This is a genomic window from Sphingobacterium arenae, assembly GCF_014692505.1.
GTDB classification, from domain to species: Bacteria; Bacteroidota; Bacteroidia; order Sphingobacteriales; family Sphingobacteriaceae; genus Sphingobacterium; species Sphingobacterium arenae.
This window is the reverse complement of sequence record NZ_JACNYK010000006.1, coordinates 212545-233982: the sequence shown is the minus strand read 5'-3', so window position 1 is coordinate 233982 and position 21438 is coordinate 212545. Positions and strand designations below refer to the sequence as shown.

The following is a 21438-nucleotide window of genomic DNA, read 5'->3' as shown; positions in this document are numbered from 1 at the left end:
GTTTATTATTTCACAGCGCGTAAAACGATTTCACGCACTCTTTTCTTTATTTTTTTGTTTCTATTTTCAGGATATCCTTGAGCTTGATAGCCTGAAAAACCATATCCGCTTGACTACTCTCATAAAGAATTCCAATTGTTTCACTGTCTATACTTGTTAAGCAGGAATATCCTCGACTGTTAACTTCGTCCAACAATAGAGAGGAGGAGGTTCCAGACCACTGCATCCCATCGTCATAACTGTGTTTAATAGTCATATTATGTCTCTTTGTCTTTGACGCCGGATTTGAAAATAAAAGGACAGATTTGTACTTGTCGCCGGCTTTATAGTCATGGCGAATAATGCTTGCCATACAAACAGGCTCAATTAAAGCACCATGCGAAGTAGGATGCACAGACCAATTTTCACCTAAATCTTTGGTGACAGCAATAGCTCGCCCATTGGAATCATCTATTCGTCCTTTATTTGAATTCGCTCTCATATTCAACATAATCGATCCGTCGGAAAGCTCGACAGCCATACATTCGGTCGTTGATTCGTTTATAGCGGGTGTGCTGGATTTCCAAGTTTTTCCACCGTCTTTACTATAGGTGATATTTGAAAAAGCTTCGCCGTTTTTGTCTCTTCCCTGCGTTGGGAATACCAACGTACCATCTTTCATCGTAATTCCTTGGCCCGGCGCCGGAGCCCACAACCACCATTCTTCCTTCTTCCCCATCTCCGTGATATTCATAGGATCTGACCAAGTTTTGCCGTCGTCGGTACTTTTTACAATCAGGAACTGCGAGGTTTGCTTTACCCCAAATCCGGGCTGAGAACCTTTCGTCCGCCACTGATGATTCCACTCATCACTCTGTTCATTTAAATCCTCGACCCATTTACCCTCCGCATTGATCACTCCGTGCATCCACAAACCAGCGATATAAATCGCATCGGAATTTTTATCTACGAGAATACACGCATCCGAAACCCCATTAAACTTCTCCGACAAACCACCCCATTCTCCCATATCCATAACGATCTGTATGGGCTCCCATGTATTTCCATTATCTTCACTTCGATGAATGCCAATGTCCATATGCCCCTGTAAATCACGCCCACTGTCGTAACGGGCATCAAATACTGCTATCAACGTTCCCTTATTTGTTTGCGCCAGACCTGGAATTCTGGACGTATGTACCGCATCTTGCTTATGCTTCCGAACGGCAACCCCAATTCGTTGCTTAATTCCATTATCCTTCTTATAGGCTCTCTTGTTTTTCCCATCAATTTGAACAGATAACAAGCTAGCGTCAACAAAATTTAAAATGTTTGCGTCGTCATTAAGTTCATAAGAAAGCCAGAAATAGTTGTTCCCTTTTTTTAAAAGTTGATCGCTTTCAAGCCTTAGCTCTCGGCCCACATTATTTGTGGTTGAAACCAATATCGCCTTCGTAGTTTCCATATTCCCTGGAAGAGTATCCTGCCCGTAATAGTAGACACGAGCTGCTTTGATATCTTTCAGATCTGTTGTCCCTTCTGTATCCAAGCGGATGCCTGTCAGCTTACGACCTTCCGAAGAGGAGACAATATTAATTCGGATGATGGGGTTATTTGCTTTCTTTTTTAATACCGGCAGTTGAAACTGATCGCTTGAGATTTTGAAATCAGCAGGAGCAAAAGCAAAAAGCGATAAGATAAAACAAGAAAACACTGCACTAACTAAAACACTAATCTTCATTTTTGTTGACTTAACTTATTTACTATTTATTTATTACTTGGGCTCCGCAGAACCGTTTAATACCCACGTCAAATTGAATTTGTGAAAATCAATCGAACGGTTACTAGTTTCCGAACTTCCGCTATTTTCGTTAATTTCGATCAAAGCACCAATCTCACTATCTTTAGTCTTTACCATACTAGAATACCCGCCTTTCCCTTGGCCTTGTGCCTGTTGTTCGGTTAGCGAATCGTAAACTCGTCTATCAATAGGCCAAGTTTTACCTTCGTCATAACTTAACCTAACCAACATCCGACCTCTCGTCGTGGTACTCGCAGAATTCAAGAAAAGTATCCTATTTCGGTTCCACGTAAACCTCAGTATGGATGCCTGATTGGCCGGATCAGGAAGGGTTACATCCGAAGTCCAGTTCGAAAAGTTCGATATCGTCCCAGTTGCTACCCTTCTTGTTTTGGAAAGCTCCCATTGGGCTCTGACCGGTCTATCGTTTCTAATTAAACCTCCATTGGTTTTTTCAATGATCGTTCCCTCACTCGTGCCGGAAGCCAAGAGCTGATATTTCCATGTCTGACCATGGTCATCACTGTAAATATTTCTACCTATCGCCGGAATAATCAATCTTCCTACGGCCTCCACTTGTGTTTTCTGAATTCCAATACCCGGTCCCATGGCATCCCATGTGTAATTACGGGGTAACAAGGTAGACGTTAAGTCTACAGGAGAAGACCAGCTATTGCCGTCGTTGTCACTATATGAAGCGAATACTTTTCGTTCTCCCCAACTATCGATTCTTTCAAAGCCATCCGTGCCAGACTGATTATGATAACCACTATTCCAAGACATAAACAACCAAACGCGCCCGTTGGATTCATCCACTACCGCAGTCGGATTTCCCCAGGTACCGTCCCCTTCGCTGACAACAGTTTTTAGTGCTGACCACGTTTTTCCATTGTCTTTAGAAGTTTTATATACTAAATCAATATTTCCATAATCACGATTATTTCCTTTCCTTCCCTCAGCAAAAGCGATCAATGTACCCGTTGCTGTCCGGATAAGTGATGGTATCCGATAAGAATGATATTCCTCTGTTCCCCCGTCGAAGAGTTTCAACTGGGTGTGTGTAGGCGGAGCCTCCAACAATTCATTGTCCAGCGAATCACGGTTCGATGGAGTATCTGGTTTCTCCTTTGGTACACCTTCTTTTTCACAGGAAGAAAAACCCACCAACACGCCTATTAGGATCAAAAAAAACTGTATAGGTATTTTATTCATTATCATGCATCCCTGTTTAAAAGCCGTCCGGAAGCAAGAACTCCCGGACAAAGCTATCGTGGTTAAAAATTATAAAGAGCTGCTACCTCAGCCGCAGTTAACGCCTTATTATAAATCACCAAATCATCTAACATACCGTCAAAGTAGTTACTATCGCTCGTCGCCCCTCGTTGCATTCCTATCTTAAAGTCCCCACCATTGGATACATTCTTAATTCCTTTAGTAGAAGTAACCTCTTTCGCCTTTACGCCATCAATGTAAACGGTTGTTTTCAAGCCACTCCGCGTCGCAACCACATGATGCCATACATTATCATAGAGTTTACCTTTCTCTGCTTCGCTCATACCGAGGAATGATCCCCCATCACTATCCTCCGTAGCAAATCCGACGAGCTGACTAGTTGTGTTTGCGCCTAGACGTAGCCACGTCTGATTATCTCCACTACCTTGATCACCACTTTCCTGCCAGATCATCATGCGCCTAGTCAACGTTGTTTTCACCCAGACAGAGACAGAATAATCATTTGTTCCAAAATTCATAGCTGCATGATCCGCCACAACCAATCCACTACTTCCATTAAACACAGCTGCATTATTCTCATATGTTTTTCTATCAATCCCGGCGCTCGTAACCGTGCCCTTTACGGTAGGGACGAACTTATGGGGTCCCACATCATTCAAATTACCTCCGAATGGGAAATAAGCAGCTAGTTGATCGCCGGGTACAACCGAAATGTATCCTTCTCTGACCTTCTCTTTCGTTACGGCGATATTCGTTCCGCTTAACTTCACTTTATATCTACCAGGCCGAGAATACGTAACGGTAGGATTTTCATCCGTACTAGTGGCTGGTGATCCGCCTTCAAACTCCCATAGCCAATTGTTTACTGACCCTACCGAAGATGCTGTAAACGTTATGCTCTGACCCTCGTAGGTGCCCGTTGCGCTCGATGTGAAATCCACACTTAAATTGCTAGCATCTAATACTTCGATAAAGTTCTCCTTAATTTCCACGTCCGAGAAATCAGGATTAGTTACCGTCAACTTTGCCTGATAGATGCCGATTTCATTAAAATGAAGTTTCGGATGCTGTTCGGTCGATGTCATTACGACACCTTCGGCCGAAGTAAATTCCCATTTCCAGTTTTCAATCAATCCGACCGATAAATCTGTAAAGCTAACCTCGTCGCCCTGTATAATTATGGTTTGATCAGCTTCAAATAGGGCCTCAATGCTGTTGTAACCAACAGCAATCTCTTTCGTAAGAAGTGAAGTCCCTCTACCATCCGATATTTCTAGCGATACCTCGTAATTCCCGGGTTGTTCGAACACCACCGTTGGGCTCGAAAGAACAGATTCTTCGATGTTACCACCTTCAAACTTCCAGTTCCACTTGGTAATTTTCCCTGTCGAGATATCTGAAAAAGTAACAGGCTCTCCCACCCGAACAACCTCCGATTCAGCAACGAAGTCCGCCTGCAATCGTTCTATATCATTTTCTTTTTTACAGGAATAAAATATTCCCAGTAATGCAATATAGATAACTAGTGAAAATTTAGTTGTCATAGTTTATAATTGTTAATTAGTACATTTATTACTTAAAATCACTTAGTACCAACAGTTTAAACGCAATTCCTTCGTATGGTCTGCCAGTACCTCCTTCATAAACGAGCGCTAGGTTACCATCTTTTGTCCCCGTCATATCCGAGTAGGCTGAAGGGCCTGCGTGGACCTGTGCCTTTTTCGCCCAGCTTGATCCACCGTCAGTACTGAGTTTTACGGTCATATTTTTCCGTTCTACACTCGCTGCATTTGCAAAAAATAAATGATGCTTATTATCGAAGAGATCGGAAAAGAGGCTTCCTTGACAAATAGCATCTACTAAAGAGTAGTCGGTTTTCATCTCACCCCAAGTTTCCCCACCATCGTCACTTATACAATATTTCCGCACATTTCCTGAACTTACTCTATGATTCATGATCAGCCGTCCATCCGACAGTTCTGCCACCGTACATTCGCCTACTTTATCCGCCGTTGTCCGAGCGCCCGGTTTCCAAGTAAGGCCGTTATCATCCGAATAAATGGCGTGAGAATAGTCCTTCCGTTGACCATCCACGCGTACGGTATAATAATTAGGCGCTACTAATCGCCCCTTGTAGGTTCCTTTTGTAATCTGGATACCATGGACTGGGCCGGTCCCGTACCAGTCCCATTCAGGAGCTTTGACACTCGATGTAATTTCTACAGGCGCGCTCCAAGTCATTCCGTCATCGTCGGAAGACGTGTAATACGCCCTTCTGGTATCCTCACCCTGCCCGGTAGTCAGGTCACCCCAATCATCATTACCATGGTTCCAAGTCATCAATAAATGGATTTTCCCCGTCACTTTGTCAACAATAGGAACCGGATTCCCACACGTATTCGTGCCATCATCCCAAATTGTGATCATACTTCCCCATGTTTTACCGTTATCCTCCGATATCTTCAAAACCATATCAATATCACCCGTATCCCCGTTGCTTCGCAACTTTCTGGCTTCGGCGAAAACCAAAAGCTTACCGCTGTTTGTTTTGACGATAGCAGGAATACGATACACCTGAAAGCCACCTGTATTCTCTTTGAAAATATAATTAAATGTATCTTCCGAATCGTCATCGTCGTCTTCCCCTTTGTTATCGCCTGGTTTGACGACAGGTTGAGGTGTTTCCGATTTACAAGCAACAAAGGCTCCGACCATCGTTAGACAAAATAATAGAATAATACTCGCTGCTAATTTTTTTCTTAAAATCATCTTTTCTCGTTTTTATTTTTCGTAACCATCCGTCTGTTTCAATTCAGGGTTCCTATCAATTTGTATTTTCGGAATAGGAGAATATAAAGGAATGGTCGTCCCGCTCAAATTAGGAATCTCCCCATATACATCGATTGTACCACCAAAATGAAATCGTAATAAATCAGGCCAACGCTTGAGCTCCAGATAGAATTCCCTAAACCGCTCCCGAAGAATAGCTCTCTCCACCGCAATCTTATCCGTTGCACCTGTATAGTCTCCAATTTTGGCCCGGGCTCTTATTTTATTCAATTCGTCTATCGCTTCGCCAGTACGATTCAAGGCCGCCAAAGCTTCAGCCTTAAATAGGATCATTTCGGCCAAACGATAAACCACGATGTCCGAATCATAGTAGCGGTTTCCTGCATTTACACTTCCTCGCATCTTGTTATCAAACCAACCGATAGATACGTCGCCGGGTGCAACAGCTTCTATAATAGACTTTGACCGACGGATATCCGAGGCATATTCTTTAAAAACGCTCTGCAATTTCGGAGACGGTGCATATTGGCTGCGGGCTCCACTTCGGGCAAAAGCAATATCACCTACATTGACAGCATTCTGTACAAACACATCTCGTGGTTTCAACTGACTACTGTAATGATCACCTTTCTCATCCCGATGCATATAGATCGAAAAGATAATCTCTCTCCCATTTTTACTCTCATTGTCAAATATTTTTTCAAAATCTTCTTCCAAACTTGTTCCAGCGCTTGCAGCATCCGCAGCCACAATTACCTCCAGTAGATCCGTATCCGTACCATTTAATACCTTCGCCTTCCACAATAGAACATCTGCTTTTAAGGCATAAGCAGCTGGTTTGGAAGCTCTGCTCTTATTTTTAAATCCGCTTTCTGGAAATAATTCAATCGCTCTGTTTATATCACTTAGCACCTGAACCATGACATCTTCCTTGGGTGCTCTGGGAAGTTGCGGCTTGCTGTCACTTTCTGTAGGTTCCAGTTCTAAAGGTACATCACCCCAGATACGCAGTAAACTAAAATAGGTATGCGCTCGCATGAAGTAAGTTTCGGCTAAAATACGATCCTTATCTGCCTGTATTCCGAAATTAATTTGTTCGGAATACTTCAATAATAAATTGCAATGTTGGATGACACCGTAAAAACTAAGCCAGTTGGGAGCATTTTGGTCGGTCAGATTTTGATTCCAAGCATTTGAAGGACCGCCCTCCATACCGGGGACGAAAGAATCCCCTCGATCCTCAAAATAATTGGTATTATTGTTCACATTTCTAAATTGATCATAGATTCCAAAGAGATAACTTTCCATATCACCTTGGCTTTGCCAATAGTCATTGTTCGTAATATCAGAGACGGTATCCACCTCTAATAAGCTATCACAGCTGGAGCACACTAAAATGCCGATAATAAGCGTGTATATGTTAATGTAATGTCTCATTTCAGTTGAATTAAATTATTTGATTTTTAAAAAGTAGCGCGCATTCCAAAGTTAATCTGTCTTGGTCTTGGATATGTACCATAATCAGCACCATCAAATATCTCCGGCATCATACCATCGTACTTCGTTATATAACCAAGATTATAAACCCCGCCAAAAACTTCTAACCCCTGCACTCTTGCTTTTTTCAAAAACTCATTTTTCATCCGGTAACTTAAAGACACTTCGCGAAAAGCGAGGTAATCTCCCTTGCCATAATAGCGACTGTTATTGCTCCCCCCACTTGTATTTCCAAGCCCATTATCCCAACGCATATGATTCCTAAAGTTATAATCGTAATCACTTTGCACCGTATATTTTGGGTACTTCGCATCATGCCCTTCTGTTTGCCAGCTTTCGGTCATCGCTTCCTTAAAAGCATTGTTATTGTTCCGGCTACTTCCCATGACGTTTCCTTTAAAGCCGTTGTCAATAACATGACCGATAGACCAGTCTAAGACGAAACGTAACGACAACCCTTTATAAGAGAAATTATTGACCATACCTCCCATTTTATCCGGGCGGATATACCCCATAAAGACCATATCGTTGTTGTCTAACACACCATCACCATCCAAATCTTCGAAAATTGCATCGCCTGCTGTTTTCGTTCTTCCCGAAGCATTTCGATCCAATGGCGCATTGGCAGCCTCGGCATCCGTTTGATAAACGCCGAGGTAATGATATGCCCATCTTCCGCCGACACGTTCCCCTTCCGCAAGACCACCTACCTTTTTATAGTCTCCTAAGACAGGATCGTAAACGAAGTTACCGTTTATCCTATTTTTATCCTCTTCATTTTCAGGCAGTTTAATTACCGAAGCGCGGTTAAAAGAGAACGTCGTGCTCAAATCCCATGTAAAATTCTCATTTCGGATCGGAGTGGCTTGCAATTCCACTTCGAAACCACGATTACGGATAGATCCATAATTACTTTTGATAGAACCAAAACCGAGCTGCGATGAAAGTGGCTTATCAAATAGTCGATGATCGGTTACTTTATTATAGTAGTCTACCAAGATCGAAACTCTGTCACCAAACAATCCTACATCCAAACCTGCGTCAAAAGATGTTGTACGCTCCCATACTAGGGTATTATTCATCAGAATAGTATTCAATATACCCACATTACCCATATAACTATATCCGGTCTGATAACGTCCACGAGAGTCTAAAGGATTGATATTATTGTTCCCTGTTCTTCCCCAACTACTGCGAAGTTTTAGACGTGACACGCCTGTATTGGAAAGGGACTGGAAGAACTCTTCACGATGCACATTCCATGCGGCTGACATGCCCGGGAAATAACCCCATAGTTTATCTTTGGCGAACCTAGAAGAGCCATCCATCCGCATACTAGCAGATAGTATATATTTCCGGTCGTAGTCATAGTTAACCCTACCATAGTAACTCAACATGGCTTCATAGCCTTTGCTTGTAGTTACACGCTGTGTCAATTCCGAAGTAGCGTTTAATGTCGGAATATGATCTGTCAATGCTTCTCGACCACTCCCACTCATACGGTAGCTGTAATCATGGTAATAACTCCCCCCTAAAATTGCACTGAAATTATGTAAACCTGCGAATTGTTTATCGTAAGATAGTAATCCATCCGCCTGAAGATGTCTGTCTAAGTTATGTCGCGCCGAAGCCGGTCTGTTTGTTACGGTCTCGTTATATGCCTCGAAGTAGTTTTCGACGCCTTCCGCGCTAAAATAATATATGGAAGGTTTAAACGAGAGTCCAGGGATGATATCCCAATTGGCACCTACTTGGAAACTCGTTCGATATACCTCGGCATCGTTATATTTCGTTTTATAGTAGATCTCGTGCAGGCGATTTCTGAACGACGAAACACCTTCTCCTGGCGCCGGCAAACCATCCTCATAATAAAGGCGATAGGTAGGCGGCATCAACACACTTCTTGACAACACCCACTCATAGTTATTAGGTGTATTGGCATCCCGCAGTTGATAAGTAAACTTCGTATTTACACTCCATTGGTCACTCAATTTAAAATCACCATTGAATAAAGCACTGTAATTTTTGTAATTGGTGCCCCGTACAATTCCGTCTTGATTTAAATACCCCAAGCCAAAATAATACCTTGCTTTCTCGGTACCCCCGCTGATATCAAAATCGACTTCTTGCTTCCCTCCTACCTGAAAAGTAGCATCTTGAAAATCGTTATTTTGAAAAATCAATTTCTTACCGGTAGCGGGATCCGTCATTGTTTCCCAGCCTTGATTACCTAATAAGTCAGCTACATAATCCTGACCGTAATTTTGAAGATATACGTCCAGAAACTCCAATGTATTTTTTGAATTTCTCGGATTACCTGTTGACATGCCATATCGACCACCGGTAAGATAGAAATCCGGATTTGATTTATTAAAATCCATCGTATTCTTACGCGTCAGATATACGTAGTCCCGCGCATTCAACAACGGTAAACGACTCAGCTGTTCTTCAATCCCGTGTGTATACCGTACATTAATTGCTGGCTTGCCAATTTTACCCGTTTTCGTCGTCACGATAATAATTCCATTTGCTGCCCGTGCACCGTAGATAGCCGTCGAGGCTGCATCTTTTAAGACGGTAATCGATTCAATATCATCCGGATTCAGGTCACTTATGCTACGGGTACCCTGAGAGACCAGTCCATCCACAATAAATAAAGGAACATCACTTTCAGGAGACGTCGAACTACCACCTCGTATAAAGATCTGCGGGCTAGAACCAGGTTGACCATCAGAAACTTGCAAAGACAAGCCGGCGACTTTACCCTGAAGTTGAAGCATCGGGTTTTGCCCAGGTGCTTTGTCAAACTCTTCTTCGCCGATGCGAGTCACTGAAGTAGCCACCGTTTCCCGACTCTGCACGCCATAACCGATTACTACAACCTCGTCTAAAGATTCCGATTCCGGCTCTAGAGATACATCTACCCGACTCTCCTGACTAATGGCTACTTCATAAGTATGGAAACCTACATAGCTAAAAACGAGCGCGCCGCCATCTGATGGCACATCAATCGTATATTCTCCATTGCTATCGGTCGTCGAGCTGATCGACAGGTTTTTCAACCGAACACTGACTCCAGGCAGCGCAAGTCCGTCATTCTTCGAAACAACTTTACCTGTAATCCTGAAATTAGTTTGTTGGCCAAATGCGACAGAAGAAAGCAAAAAAAACACAAGAAATAGGGTGCTTAAAACGTTTGTTTTCATCTTAATTTAGTTTATAATTTAATGTTTATATGTTCTACATATCAAATGTAGACATTTAAACTATAAACAAAAAATTTTTTTGATTAAATTTTCATTAAATAGTTAGGCAATTGGTTTTTTGAGACTTAAAAATCCTTTAAACGGTTGAAGTGTGGCGCCAGATGTTCGAGCATAGCTTTACTAAAATCTTCTTTGGTACCCCCTTTTAAAATTTCTACCAAGTCTAAATGGTTAGTTTTCCCTTGAATAGGCTGTTCTTCCATAGCCGTTACGTAGCCAAAGATAGGAAGCAACATAATTTGAAAACGCTTTAATGTTTCGTTGCCGGTCATCTCATAGAGTTTTCCATGAAAGGCTATTTCCTGCTTGATCCGAAACGTATTATCCCCCGTATCTTGTGTTTTAGCGATTCTTTCGAGTTCGATGATATCTTTTTCCGTTTTCTTTAGATAAAGTAGTTCCGAAAGTCCCATTTCTAAAACGAGCCTGAGTTCGAATATATCTTTTAGCGTGGTATCATCCATTATGATCGGATCCAAGACCTTCTCTAAAGAGCCCAGAATATCCGGATGAACAAATACCATACCTCTCTTTTTCCGTGATTCAATCAAGCCTAGCATCTTCAAACGGCTAAGTCCTTCGCGAACTACATTTCGGCTCACGCCTAAAGCCTCAGCCATCTCAAGCTCCTTTGGCAATGCATCACCTGGCTGAAAAGCCTTCTTTTTCAAAAATTCAATTAACTTAACTTCCACAATATCGGCCATTGTGGGAGTCGTTATTTTCTGCAGGTCGTTATTTAATCCTTTAATATCCATATCACAAATATATGGCAATATTTTATATTGTTTATATGTAGAACAAAATAAGCCGCCAAGAACTCGAAAATCAGCATCGCAATACGGGCATCCTAAAAAACAACATAATTTGCTTTAGATTAAATTACATATCCACTTGGAAACTTCTGTACATGATCCATGGCTTCGCTATTTTTACACAAAAAAAGTCCTTTTTTTGTGTAAAAAGGACTTTCTTATGTGTGGGAGATACTGGGTTCGAACCAGTGACCCCCTGCTTGTAAGGCAGGTGCTCTGAACCAGCTGAGCTAATCTCCCTTTGATATATTGGTGGAGAATACTGGGTTCGAACCAGTGACCCCCTGCTTGTAAGGCAGGTGCTCTGAACCAGCTGAGCTAATTCTCCAAGGCTTTTGCTTATAGCGTGTGCAAATATAGGGGTAAAATCTGATTTGCAAAATTATTTTTTTATTTTTTTAAGCACAAAACAGCAACCTGCTAATGCTCAACGATATTAAAATAAAACCCCTTTCTCTAATCATAAAACTTCCACGACACGCCGAACCGTAGGTTCGCGTCCTGCATGGGATACCGGCGCACGGTATAATACCCTTTCGGATACACAAACTGATTTACAAAATTATAGGAAATAAATAAATTTACACGATCAATATTACCCGTAAACCATAAATCCACAATGGGATAGGTCGAATATTCGATACCCACGTTATCATTGTAAAATTGCCCAACATTGATCGCATAAGACGGCGAACGAAATGGCGTGTTGAAACGTACATCCGTTCCTAACCGAAAGTCCATCACGTTATACAGCTTATTGGCATAATAGAAACTATGCCAGGTATACAATTCCGGAACAGCCAGTATATTTTTTGCATCTGTTTTCTGGTATACTGCGAGATTATCAAAATGGAAACGTCCTAAACGGAAATTTTGACCGACGGACACCTTCAATAGATTCATATTGCCCGATTGTTCCGGCGTAATCTGCCTCAAGAAAAGTTCGTCATTATCTGGATTATCGACCTCGCGAAAATAAAGGTAATTATCCATTAAAAAGTATTCTGCCTTACCCGAAAATCCGATTTTATTATTGGTATAAGCAAAAGAAAGGTTTTGGGTCTTGGTTTTTTCCCAGCTATGATCCCACTGGTGATATGTATAGTTCATCAAATTAAACACCATCTCCGGCGATTTATTTTGAGAATAAGCCCCCAAGCTTACCTTACCCGCGTTCTCGCTCAACAGAATATCGGCGTTCGCTTCATACAGAAAATCTCCTGCATTACGCCCTACAGCAATCTGGTTCACCTTACCCTGCAGCTGTATACGGTCACTGAACTGATAGCTTAACGCACCTTTTAGCATGCTATTTTGGAAGAAATCCTTCGTCAAACTATCTGTGTACCAGATCAGATCGTTCTGAAAACCCAGTTCCAGTTTAGCTTCGTTTTTGAACACACCCTTACCTCGTAGATAAAAGCTGTACGTAAACTCATTCGTTATGTTCGTTACGGAGGTGGTATCTTCAACACGGGAAAAATCACCATAAGGGAATGCGCCTTCCAGATCTTCTTCATTTTTGAAAAAAGTAAATCGTCGTTGTCGCAATGATGTATTGTGTGCGACTGTGTTTGTAGGACGAACCTCCATCTCTTGTGTCCCTGCTTGCAGGGTATCTAACCGACCTAAATAGTAAGACTGTCTTAAAAAGATGCCGTTGTCCTTCCACTTATGATGCGGGCGGTTGGCTTGCCGACCACTCAATCTGACCGGATATCCCATATTGGACATACTGGAAGTATCTTTAAACACATCCTGCATGTACACGTTCCGATCGACAACCGATCCGTTTTCGGGTGAGTTTAGATTATTGAAGGTGGCGTTCATCAACAAGTTATAACGTAAACTCTTGGATTCATACCAGGTAAAGACTGCCGCTTTCCGATCATTATAATCCTGATTCACATAATATCCATCGGTATTGGTGGCGTAATACTCCGCACCGATATTCCATTGCGGATTAATATTTTGCGCAATCCGAGCCCGAAAAACTTGATCGTTGAAAAAAAAGCCTACAGCATACAACTCCGAATAACGTGCTCTAGCACGAAAATACTGGATAGAGTCAGATTGTAATAAATACCTTTCCAGCGCGTGGAATCCGGGCTGAAAACCAATGCTCTTGTTCGGATTAAATAACAGGTCGCGGGAGGCTAAGCCATAAGAACCTAGATTAATACTGGGGTTCCAAGGTATATTTTGTTTGTTGTAATATTGAAAATTGACATGCGTTGTATCAATCTGCACAGTACGCGTGCTTTGTTTGAGCATATCCAATGTTGCGTAACGAACGTACTTCGCGGTAAAAACGACAGAGTCCTGTTTATTATCCTCTTTGGCACGCGCCGAATCCAACGCACTGCTAAATTCCTCTTCCACCTGTGCAGAAACGGACATCGTACTTACGATGGTAAAAACGAAAAAAAGTAGGAGTTGCTTCAAGTGCCTGTTCATCAATACCAGTTTGTTCTAAATTTTATGCCAAAAATAAGGCTAAAATTTTCATCCGCGTAATTATTTATGAGTATAAGTATTTATTTGAATGCTAAAATAATCGTTTTCTTTATTCATTGATACACCTAGGCTTAAAGGTAAAAAGTAAAAAACAAAAAAGAGACTATCAAAGTCTCTCTTTTTGTGGGAAATACTGGGTTCGAACCAGTGACCCCTACCTTGTCGAGGTAGTGCTCTAAACCAGCTGAGCTAATTTCCCTTTATTGTTATACTATTTGAGGAACGCACAAAGATAAAAAATATAAATATAAAAACTAGGATGATTGCATAGTTTTCGACACCTTTCCTGGCGAAGTAATCCACATCATTAAAACAGTTGTCAAGCCATTATAAACAATCAACTCAAAACCTATACGGTAACTGGTATGAGGGACAATAAAATAGGTGTTCAATACGTACCATATAATCGGCGACAAGATGCAAAAATAAGGCACCAGATTATCATTTACTTTCTTCGCAGTTAATATACCAAAGGCAAATAGTCCCAACAGCGGACCATAGGTATAACTTGCCGCCGTAAAAATAGCCGTTACAACCGAGTCATCATTTAATAGTCGGAATATCAAGATAACCACCAGCATCACAACACTAAAGGCAAAATGTACCATATTCCGTTTCCGTACCAAGCTCTTCGCATTTGGATCTTCAGCTTTATTAAAGCCTAGAAAATCCACACAATAAGAGGTAGTCAGCGCTGTAAGTGCCGAGTCGGTCGTTGCGAAGGTTGCTGCCGTCAGCCCCATCATAAAAATAACGCCCGCAGCGATGGATAGGTGGTTGAGCGCAATTTCTGGATAAAGGTAATCCGGTGTGCGGAGCATGCTGATATCAATCCCCTTTTCGGCGACATAGATGTAGAGTAACGCACCGACGGCCAAAAAGAATAGGTTAATAACAACAAATACCCCCGTAAAAGTAAGCATATTTTTCTGCGCTTCGCCGATGGTTTTCATGCTCAGGTTTTTCTGCATAAGATCTTGATCAAGTCCGGTCATGGCGATCGTTACAAAGGCTCCGCCGATCAGATGCTTCCAAAAATGATTTCGGTCGCCCAATAGATCCTCCCACACAACGATCTGCGAATACGAGCTATCTTTGACCCGCTCAAAAGCTTCCAAAACAGAGATTCCAAGTCCGTCTGCCATAAAATAAATTGACAGGACGACAGCTAGTACCAAGCAAAACGTTTGGAGCATATCTGTAATAATGATCGTCTTTAGCCCGCCTTTATTCGTATATAACCATATTAAAAGCAAACATCCGGCTACTGTTATTCCGAAGGGTACGCTCCAGGCATCAAAAATGAATTTCTGAAGAATAATCGCTACCAAATATAACCGAAAAGCGGATCCAATCGTTCTAGATATTAAAAAGATCATCGCTCCAGTCTTGTAACTTTTATGCCCTAATCGCTCTTCTAGATAGGTGTAAATGGATGTGAGATTCATCCGATAATAAAGCGGCAACAAAACGTAGGCAATCACCAAAAACCCGAGGGCATTCCCCAAAACAAATTGAAAATAGCTAAAATTTGAAACACCTACAGCCCCTGGAACAGAAATGAAAGTGACACCAGACAATGCCACGCCGATCATCCCAAAGGCTACCATGTACCATTTGGAATTTTTGTTTGCTACAAAAAACGTTGCATTATCTGCTGTTTTACGGGAGGTGAAGTAAGATACGCTCAGAAGTATGCCGAAGTATACAAATAAGAACGTCAAGAGGGTGATTGGCGACATGGGTATTTTTTTAAGATTTTGATGAAGATTGGTAATTCTCGATAGCCTTGCGCACGTTGCCATAACGCTCCAGTAAATTGGAAGCCGCTTCCTGGTCGAGTCCTGTCTCTTCCATGACCATGCGCACGCCTCTAGCAACCAACTTTATATTCGACAATTGCATATCGACCATCTTATTCCCTTTTACCCGACCGAGCTGGATCATAACGGAAGTGCTCAGCATATTGAGCACCAACTTTTGTGCTGTACCTGATTTCATTCGCGTGGAACCGGTGACAAACTCGGGGCCGACAATAACTTCTACCGGATATTGCGCTTCCTCTGCAATTGGTGAGCTGTCATTACATACTATACAGCCTGTCACCAAACCTTCGGCATTTGCTCTTCGCAACCCACCGATAACGTAAGGTGTTGTTCCAGAAGCCGCAATACCAATAATGACATCATGCTTATCTATATCATATTCTTCCATGTCCTTCCAAGCCTGCTCCATATCATCTTCGGCAAACTCCACGGCTTTACGAATCGCCGTATCTCCACCGGCTATTAATCCGATTACCCAATCAAAAGGAACACCAAAAGTCGGCGGACACTCCGAAGCATCCAAAATCCCCAAACGGCCGCTCGTTCCTGCTCCTATATAAAATAGACGTCCACCCTTTTTCATCTTTTCGACTGTGACGTTCACCAGCGCTTCCAACTGAGGGATTGCCTGCTCTACGGCTAATGGCACTGTTTTATCTTCTTTATTCATGTTGGTCAATAATTCGCTGACCGACATTTTATCTAAGTCCTGATAATTTGACTCCTTTTCCGTAACTCTTACCATTTTAATCATAAAATCTTCTTCACTACAAAGGTGCAAATTCTAAACCAAAACACGCACAAACATGCACCAATACTTTAAAAAATATCCGCCTCGTTTATATTTTATTCGCTTCCGAGGTAAAGTTTCATCATCATACCATCCATCGTTGAGATAATAACATGGTTAGAACTCAAAACAAATATAGGATTTATCATCGCATTTGAGCATTTATACTGCCATAAAACTTCTCCATCGTTGACATCGACACCGGAAATCAGACCTGAATGGCTCGGCACAAACACTTGTTTGCCATTTGTGGCTACGGCAGAGGGCGTTAATTCATAGGGTAACTGTAAGGCTGAACGCCAAGCAACATCCATACTATCCGCTGCAGTAGATACACCCAGCAAATTGCCATCCATCGTTTTTACATACACATAACGCCCATCTTCTGAGAGTCCCATCGATTCACGAACACGGATGGTATCCTGTCTCTCCCGCCAAATCACATCTCCCGTCGTCGCATCCAAGCAAGTCATGTAGCGATCTGGGGCAACAATGAAAATACGGTTGTTTGTCGCGACCGGATAACATGCAGCAGCCGAGAGCATACGGTTTTTATGTCCATTATCCCAAGACCATTGCAACTTCCCTGTCTTTTTAGACAACGCGTAGAATCCGTTGCCCCAATCACCAAATACCACTTTATCTTTATACAGTGTTGGTCTACCGGAAACATATCCTTGAAGCTGATCAAATGCCCATTTGATTTTTCCTTTTTTTATATCTATGGCGCGGAATGACCCATCGGAGCCACCGATAAAAGCGGTTCCTCCTTCGATGGCCGCACTACCCAGCACCGCCTTATCTGTTTTTATCTGCCATTGCAATTGACCGTTTCCCGCGTTCAGACCATATATTGTTCCATCGGAAGAGCCAACAACCACGGTGTTTTTCCAGACCGCAGGTGTAGCATAAACTTTACCTCCTGTTTGATGGACCCACACTTTCTTCCCTGTGTATATATCGAGTGCAAAAACTTGTCCGGCGGTATTGCCTGTCAAAATCAAGTCACGATAGCTTGCCATTCCTGCTCCCAAATCTGCATCATCTTGAAATCGCCACACCTCCTGTACCTGGTCGGCGTATTTCTCATTTATGGAGAAATCGGGTCGTTTATAGGAGGTGCTCGTTTGATCAAAGCGATGGCTTTTCAGTAGAACCTGTGTCCAACTTTCTTCTGTTTTCCATAACGGTCTACGTACGGTATAAGTAGCCTTTCCATTTTCAATAGAAATAATATTATAACCGCCAACGGAATCCTTCGCGCGCAAATTAGAACGCCCCATGACACCCGGGATTCCTTCCCAATCGTAGACGCTGTTGTTATGTCCATGTCCACACATCGCCAGTTGCACGTTTCTTTGTTTTAAACGGTCAATTGCTTCATACCAGTTATTCAAGGAAGAATCTAACGGATAATGGTTAATAAAGACTAGTGGGGTCTCCTTATCCGGATTCGCCTTAAATACCGAGTCCATCCACACTAAGTTCTCCCGGGGTATCTGTCCCGGACTCATACGCATGTTCGGCCCCGACGTCGTTCCCATAAATAGATAGCCTTTATGGCGGAAGAAGAACGTTTCATCGCCAAATACTTTTCGGAATGAATTGGCTCCGCTTTCTGACCAGTTGCTGTCATGGTTGCCGGGTAATACGTATAGCGGTAGAGACAGACTATCTAAAATCTGCTTAGCCAAGGCAAGCTCTTCGTCCGACCCAAACTCGGTTACGTCTCCCGATAGGATGACAAAATCGATATCGCTTTGTTGGTTAAGATCCCGAACAGTACGTCTTAAATCCTCGGCACCGGTTGCACCGCCTACGTGAGTATCGGTTACTTGGGCAAATTTGAAGGGTTGTTGGGCAAGGCAGTGCCCGCATACACTCCCAAATATGCAAACCAGCATAGTGATTATCGTCCTCATTGTTGGATGTTGTCGTTCTTTAATGTTCCACTGTTTCAGATGTCGCACTTTCTTTATTATCCTTGTTCAATGCCGTGACACAATAATAGCCATTCATCGATAGCGTTAAGCTGTTCTCATCAGTAACAACGACCACCCGGCCGGCTTTCTTCAGATCGTCCGTATAGTAAACGACAAAACGTTCATTATTATTTTTATCCCATTTCAATATATTACCTTCCACCTTCACATTGGCAACCATCGTTGGATCAGCAGCAGAACCCCTCCCTATAAAAGGCATCACGGCAGGATTACTGTATAAAGCGGCTATCTTATTCGTTATCCCGATTTTATTATCCATCACAGACTTTGCACTATACAATACACTCCCCACAGCTTTTGTATCTTTTCGGGTTAGTTCAAACTGCCGTTCCAGTTCGTCGGCAGACTGAAAAGCTGCTGGTTGTGCTGCATCACCGAATTTATAAATGGCGTGGCCAATGACCAACGCTGCGTCATAACTATTCTGCGACCAGTCCGCCAGGTTCGCCTTGAAGTCGTTCGAGCTGTTTCCAATCTCTTGATACAGCTGTGGGATGAGCAGATCCAGCCATCCCTGCTGACACCATTTTGCTACATCCGCATACAATGTATTGTAATTGTAGTTCTTACTGGCTGCAGGTGAAACAGAAAACACAACGGCCGGCTTTGTAGCGACAATAGCCTCGTGTACCCCCTGGATAGCCTTATCGACATTGCCTCGACGAAAAGCTTCTATCGACGAGTATTCCGCTCCGTATTGCGCATAATCGGCAGCATCAGAAACCATCGTTCCGGCACTTGTAGGATCCGGATAAAAGTAATCATCAAAGTGGATACCGTCGACATCGTATTTAGCCAAAATATCCCGGATAATATCCACCAGGCGTGTCCGCACTGCCGGTACAGCCGGATTATATATCTGGATTTTTTCGTGGCTCACAACCCAGTCTGCTTCGATAGAACTGTGCAGTGCCGGATAATTCGCGGTGGCATTTGCCCTCGTAGCGATACGGTAGGGATTCATCCAGGCATGAAATTCCATACCACGATTATGCGCCTCATCAATCAGAAATTTCATTATATCATAACCCGGGTCTTTTCCTCTTGTACCCGTAATTGATGCAGCCCAAGGTTCGTAAGGCGAATCATAGAATGCATCGCCCATGGCTTTCACCTGAAAGAATATGCTATTCACCTTTAACTCTTGAAATTTATCCAACAGGGTAATATAAGCTTGTTTCTGCTGAGCCTCTCCATAAACACCGCTCGGCCAATCTAACCCCCATGCGGTGGCAATCCAAACTGCCCGCATTTCGTTCTTGGGCAATATTATTTCTGTTGCGGGATCGCCGTCATCATCCCCAGGTTTGGGTGTTGGTTTTGAAGGCTCCGGACGGTCTTTGTTACAGCTATGCAACAATAGCGCAAAGCTCAAAGCCAAAATACTTAAAATTCTACTCTTTTTCATTCGTATATTTTTAAAATAGCAAGAGGCTTACCTACGCTGAGTAGGCAAACCCTTTTGCAGGCATCTCTATTCTTCTTCCTCCAGTTGTTTTTTTGGCACTTCTATAATCACAAAACCAGCATCCGCAGCTGCGGCGAATAATTGCAGTACACTGTCGTTCCCTTCTCCATCCTTAATGACTTTAAAACCGGTTTGGGAAGCTGGAGCCCCATTGGGAATAGTTGACAAGTTATATTGATATATCGGTTGCTTATCGCTTTCTTCAAAACTAGACAGTGCGTCCGTGATGCTGTTTCCTTTTGTTATGTTATACAGATAGAGCGTGGAGACATCACCTGGCCCACGCGCCACAGATATCATCATCAAGTAGCGTTCGCCATTGAACTCAATCACACGGGCATCCGAGCCTTTTGGAATAGAGGATGCTCCCAAGGAGTAGGATATCGAACCACTCGAGCTGATTACGGAAACCGGCTGCGTATAACTGGTAATGAGATAGGACTCGGTATTCCCTATTTGAAGGTAAGAAGACCATTGTCCGTAGGTGAATGGGACCGAAAGTACCGTTGGTTCTGTAATCTGCGAATAATTAGAAACCTTCAGTCGTAAAACCGGACCGGTGTCACTGTTGTAGAAAATATAACCGTTTCCATTCTGATCCAAATTGAATGACACATTGTCTCCATGTCTCGTGCCGGCTCCAGGAACAGTAGCCATATTAATCTGCGTTACCTCCGGTAATTGGGTCGGATCTGTCCAATGATAAATCTTCAATGGCGAAGCGGCCGCACCAGAAATATTTGCGACATATGTATGACCATTAATCTGCGCTCCTCCAGAAACAACAAGCGAACCGGCGGCAACATTTCCGACATTCAGATTAATCCGGTTAATGGTATTATTTTTCAGATCACTGACTTTCAACAGGTGCGCATCGGTGACCGAGAAAGCTGATCTGCTGACTATGAGCACATGCTCTCCGTCAAAGCCGGTACCCCGGGTTAGCTGACCCGTAAAGGTAGCATATATCGGATTTCCTAGCGGGTTAGATGAATAATCGTATATTATCGGCGTGCTGAATTCAGCACCAAATACCGGTACGTTCAGACGCAGTTTCACCAAGTATTCGCGATAGCGCGGATCGTTCTGTACTTTCAACACGATAACTTTTTCCGTTTTCCCTTCTTCGAACACAACGGAATACGTTTCCTGATCCAGTTTTGCGCCGTCCGAAAGCAAAGCTTCAAAACGCAGGTGTTCAAAATCCGTTAGCGTATCCAATCGTGGGAAAGAAACTTCTTTTGTTACCTCATTGATGGTTCCTTCTACAACCCCATTACCAGCCTCGCCAACATTGACGATCTTAATTGCTTTCAGCTCCGTCATCTGCGATGTAGTATCCATCACACCGGGTAAATCATCCTCACAAGAGAACAAAACGCTCAGCAACAAGGAACACAGTGACCCGATTGCTGCTATTTTATATAGTGATTTCATACGGTACATTTTTATT

13 protein-coding genes and 3 tRNA genes are annotated in these 21438 nt (G+C 42.8%); all 16 read right to left on the bottom strand.

Annotated elements, in window-relative coordinates; all coding sequences use genetic code 11:
- Positions 1-46: 46 nt before the first annotated feature.
- The 16 genes from H8B17_RS17895 to H8B17_RS17820 all read right to left on the bottom strand — a co-directional run bounded on the left by H8B17_RS17895 (position 47) and on the right by H8B17_RS17820 (position 21422).
- Positions 47-1720 carry a sialidase family protein gene (locus H8B17_RS17895; protein ID WP_190310603.1) on the bottom strand — a complete coding sequence of 558 codons (1674 nt, stop codon included), beginning with the start codon at positions 1718-1720 and terminating at the stop codon, positions 47-49.
- 33 nt (positions 1721-1753) lie between these two features.
- Positions 1754-2998, bottom strand: a complete 1245-nt coding sequence (locus tag H8B17_RS17890) for a sialidase family protein (protein WP_190310602.1) — start codon at positions 2996-2998, stop codon at positions 1754-1756.
- 56 nt (positions 2999-3054) lie between these two features.
- A complete protein-coding gene (locus H8B17_RS17885; RefSeq protein WP_190310601.1) occupies positions 3055-4557 on the bottom strand; it encodes a PKD domain-containing protein in 1503 nt (500 codons plus the stop codon).
- A 28-nt stretch (positions 4558-4585) separates the two neighbouring features.
- On the bottom strand, positions 4586-5782 hold the full coding sequence (locus H8B17_RS17880) for a sialidase family protein (RefSeq protein WP_190310600.1): 1197 nt from the start codon (positions 5780-5782) through the stop codon (positions 4586-4588).
- 12 nt (positions 5783-5794) lie between these two features.
- Entirely contained in the window at positions 5795-7240 is a 1446-nt protein-coding gene (locus H8B17_RS17875; protein WP_190310599.1) for a RagB/SusD family nutrient uptake outer membrane protein, read from the bottom strand.
- 26 nt (positions 7241-7266) lie between these two features.
- Positions 7267-10506, bottom strand: coding sequence for a SusC/RagA family TonB-linked outer membrane protein (locus H8B17_RS17870; protein WP_190310598.1), 3240 nt, complete (start codon positions 10504-10506; stop codon positions 7267-7269).
- A 125-nt stretch (positions 10507-10631) separates the two neighbouring features.
- The gene (locus H8B17_RS17865) at positions 10632-11324 is read right to left on the bottom strand and encodes a FadR/GntR family transcriptional regulator (RefSeq protein WP_190310597.1); all 693 of its coding nucleotides are present in this window, start codon (positions 11322-11324) and stop codon (positions 10632-10634) included.
- 222 nt (positions 11325-11546) lie between these two features.
- Positions 11547-11621 (bottom strand) — tRNA-Val (locus tag H8B17_RS17860).
- A 10-nt stretch (positions 11622-11631) separates the two neighbouring features.
- Positions 11632-11709 (bottom strand) — tRNA-Val (locus H8B17_RS17855).
- A gap of 128 nt (positions 11710-11837) precedes the next feature.
- Positions 11838-13838 (bottom strand): putative porin, encoded by a 2001-nt coding sequence (locus tag H8B17_RS17850; protein WP_190310596.1) that lies wholly within the window; start codon positions 13836-13838, stop codon positions 11838-11840.
- A 184-nt stretch (positions 13839-14022) separates the two neighbouring features.
- Positions 14023-14097: transfer RNA gene (locus H8B17_RS17845), tRNA-Val, on the bottom strand.
- A gap of 55 nt (positions 14098-14152) precedes the next feature.
- A complete protein-coding gene (locus H8B17_RS17840; protein ID WP_190310595.1) occupies positions 14153-15640 on the bottom strand; it encodes a sodium:solute symporter in 1488 nt (495 codons plus the stop codon).
- Between the two features lie 10 nt (positions 15641-15650).
- Entirely contained in the window at positions 15651-16469 is an 819-nt protein-coding gene (murQ, locus tag H8B17_RS17835; protein WP_190310594.1) for an N-acetylmuramic acid 6-phosphate etherase, read from the bottom strand.
- A gap of 101 nt (positions 16470-16570) precedes the next feature.
- A complete protein-coding gene (locus H8B17_RS17830) occupies positions 16571-18436 on the bottom strand; it encodes an outer membrane protein assembly factor BamB family protein (protein ID WP_190310593.1) in 1866 nt (621 codons plus the stop codon).
- Between the two features lie 19 nt (positions 18437-18455).
- Positions 18456-19925: a glycoside hydrolase family 10 protein gene (locus H8B17_RS17825; protein ID WP_190310592.1), complete on the bottom strand. Its 1470-nt coding sequence runs from the start codon at positions 19923-19925 to the stop codon at positions 18456-18458.
- A 66-nt stretch (positions 19926-19991) separates the two neighbouring features.
- Positions 19992-21422: a DUF4623 domain-containing protein gene (locus tag H8B17_RS17820; RefSeq protein WP_190310591.1), complete on the bottom strand. Its 1431-nt coding sequence runs from the start codon at positions 21420-21422 to the stop codon at positions 19992-19994.
- Between the last annotated feature and the right edge of the window lie 16 nt (positions 21423-21438).

Coding starts and splice junctions, on each gene's coding strand:
- H8B17_RS17895 (WP_190310603.1), bottom strand. CDS start 1,720: ATGAAGATTAGTGTTTTAGTTAGTGCAGTGTTTTCTTGTTTTATCTTA.
- H8B17_RS17890 (WP_190310602.1), bottom strand. CDS start 2,998: ATGATAATGAATAAAATACCTATACAGTTTTTTTTGATCCTAATAGGC.
- H8B17_RS17885 (WP_190310601.1), bottom strand. CDS start 4,557: ATGACAACTAAATTTTCACTAGTTATCTATATTGCATTACTGGGAATA.
- H8B17_RS17880 (WP_190310600.1), bottom strand. CDS start 5,782: ATGATTTTAAGAAAAAAATTAGCAGCGAGTATTATTCTATTATTTTGT.
- H8B17_RS17875 (WP_190310599.1), bottom strand. CDS start 7,240: ATGAGACATTACATTAACATATACACGCTTATTATCGGCATTTTAGTG.
- H8B17_RS17870 (WP_190310598.1), bottom strand. CDS start 10,506: ATGAAAACAAACGTTTTAAGCACCCTATTTCTTGTGTTTTTTTTGCTT.
- H8B17_RS17865 (WP_190310597.1), bottom strand. CDS start 11,324: ATGGATATTAAAGGATTAAATAACGACCTGCAGAAAATAACGACTCCC.
- H8B17_RS17850 (WP_190310596.1), bottom strand. CDS start 13,838: ATGAACAGGCACTTGAAGCAACTCCTACTTTTTTTCGTTTTTACCATC.
- H8B17_RS17840 (WP_190310595.1), bottom strand. CDS start 15,640: ATGTCGCCAATCACCCTCTTGACGTTCTTATTTGTATACTTCGGCATA.
- murQ (WP_190310594.1), bottom strand. CDS start 16,469: ATGGTAAGAGTTACGGAAAAGGAGTCAAATTATCAGGACTTAGATAAA.
- H8B17_RS17830 (WP_190310593.1), bottom strand. CDS start 18,436: ATGAGGACGATAATCACTATGCTGGTTTGCATATTTGGGAGTGTATGC.
- H8B17_RS17825 (WP_190310592.1), bottom strand. CDS start 19,925: ATGAAAAAGAGTAGAATTTTAAGTATTTTGGCTTTGAGCTTTGCGCTA.
- H8B17_RS17820 (WP_190310591.1), bottom strand. CDS start 21,422: ATGAAATCACTATATAAAATAGCAGCAATCGGGTCACTGTGTTCCTTG.